This window comes from Paenacidovorax caeni (assembly GCF_001298675.1).
GTDB classification, from domain to species: domain Bacteria; phylum Pseudomonadota; class Gammaproteobacteria; order Burkholderiales; family Burkholderiaceae_C; genus Paenacidovorax; species Paenacidovorax caeni.
In genome coordinates this window covers 1-1,739 of the sequence record NZ_CYIG01000110.1, presented here as the reverse complement: position 1 = coordinate 1,739, position 1,739 = coordinate 1, and the positions used below count along the sequence as shown (strand labels likewise).

Here is a 1,739-nt window from a genome sequence, read left to right as displayed (position 1 = left end):
ATCTTCTTGCCGTTGGGCGTGCGGCCCACGGCTTGCAGCACCAGGTCGTACACCTGCGGTGCGGGGGCGGTGCCACCCTCCTCTGCCGGCGCAAACGTCACCTCGATGCCTTCGGGCGTGGCGCGGGCCCCCACCGTCTTGGTCTTGAGCATGACATCGGCTGGCGCGCCGAATACCCCAACCTGGCCAAGCTCATGGACAAGCTCGCGCAGCGCGCCAGCTTTGCCGACACCAAGCCCGCCTGACCCGCCGGTTTCAGAACCGGTACAGGTACCCCAGGCGCAGCGCCGACTCGGTGCTGCCGTCCACCAGCGGGCTGTGGCGCGCGCCGCTGCCCAACCGGGTGGCGCTCAGGTCCAGATAGACGCTGTGCTGCGGCGCCCAGGTGTAGGTGCTGCGCAGCCCCAGTTCGACATGGGTGGCCGCGCCCGCGCGGTAGGCGGGCCTGCCGGGCAGGGCCTCGCTGGCGCGCACACCGTAGTAGTAGTCCATGGTCTTGCGGTCGTTCCACTGCACGGCCAGGCGCGGTGTCATGCCCACCGAACCCATGCGCCAGGTCCGTTCCGCGGACAGGCGCAAGCGCTGGCCCTTGCTGTGGCCCGAGGCGTCGGCCAGCCATTCGGCACCCAGGTCGGCCAGGCTGCCGCGCCACAGCACATGGGCGCCCAGCCACACCCCCGACTTGCGCTCGGCCATACCGTTGAGTACGGGCGCATCGTCGGGCTCATAGCCGTCCTCAAAGGCGTAGCGTGCGCGCAATGCCATCACCAGCGGGCCGTGCGCTGGGAGCTTGAGGTCCAGCACCGGCCCGGCCACCCGAACCCAGCGGTTTTCGTAGCTCAGCAAGGGAATCACCGTGGTGCGGGTGCCCATGCCGGCATAGGCCTTTTGCTTGAGGTTGACGCCCAGCCCCACGCCCCAGGCGGATTCGGTGGCGGGCTGGGCCAGGGCGGCACCGGCGCCCAGCAGCGCGGCGGTGCACAGAAAAAGACGCGTTGGCAGCAAGAACATGGCTTCACACTCCTGGATGAACAAGAAACGAAAGGGGACGCGTCACTGGCTGGCGCGCTTTTTCAGCCAGCGCATCAGCACGCGCAGGCCCGGCAGCTTTTCGTACAGCTCCTCGGCCGCGTCCCAGTAGTCGCGGTGCAGCGTGATGCGTTGCGCGTCGTCGAGCACCAGGTGCGTGGCGCCGCGGATGGTTTGTTCCACGCCCTGGGCGTAGGACCGGAAGGCGAAGCGGAACTCCCAGGTCAGAAAGCACTGCGGCCCCTGCTCCACGCGGCCGGTGATGACGAAGTGCGGGTGCTCCAGCGCCGCAAACATGTGGCGGAAGATGCCCTCGATCGCGGCCAGGCCCTGCACCTCGTTGAACGGGTCCTTGAAGCGGGCATCGCTGGCGTAGTAGCGGTCCAGGTGCGCCAGGTGGGCGGGCTGCAGGTGCTCGAAGAAATCCACCACGCGGGTGATGGCTTCCGAGGTGGGTGTGGGGCTGGAAGAAGTCATCACAGGCCTGTGAAGCGGCGCACCGCCGCAAAGTACGCACGGTAGGGCAGCAGGCGCAGGCCCAGCAGTACGTTGGTGAACGGATAGGAAATTCAACCGCATGAGGCCAAGTATGGCACGAGTTTTGGGCCTCGAAACACGTTCGGCCAAGGAAGGTTGAGCGCTCGCTTGCCGCTCAATGGCAAGAGCTTGGGAGGCAGTATGCATTTGGGCCTGGCGCGCGCGCAGCTGCT

Annotated in this window: 2 protein-coding genes; both read right to left on the bottom strand. The window is 67.4% G+C overall.

Annotated features, from left to right (window positions below):
- Positions 1–255: 255 nt before the first annotated feature.
- Positions 256–1,011 (bottom strand): MipA/OmpV family protein, encoded by a 756-nt coding sequence (locus BN2503_RS18930; RefSeq protein ID WP_054258130.1) that lies wholly within the window; start codon positions 1,009–1,011, stop codon positions 256–258.
- 42 nt (positions 1,012–1,053) lie between these two features.
- A complete protein-coding gene (locus BN2503_RS18925; RefSeq protein ID WP_054258129.1) occupies positions 1,054–1,506 on the bottom strand; it encodes a nuclear transport factor 2 family protein in 453 nt (150 codons plus the stop codon).
- Positions 1,507–1,739: the final 233 nt, after the last annotated feature.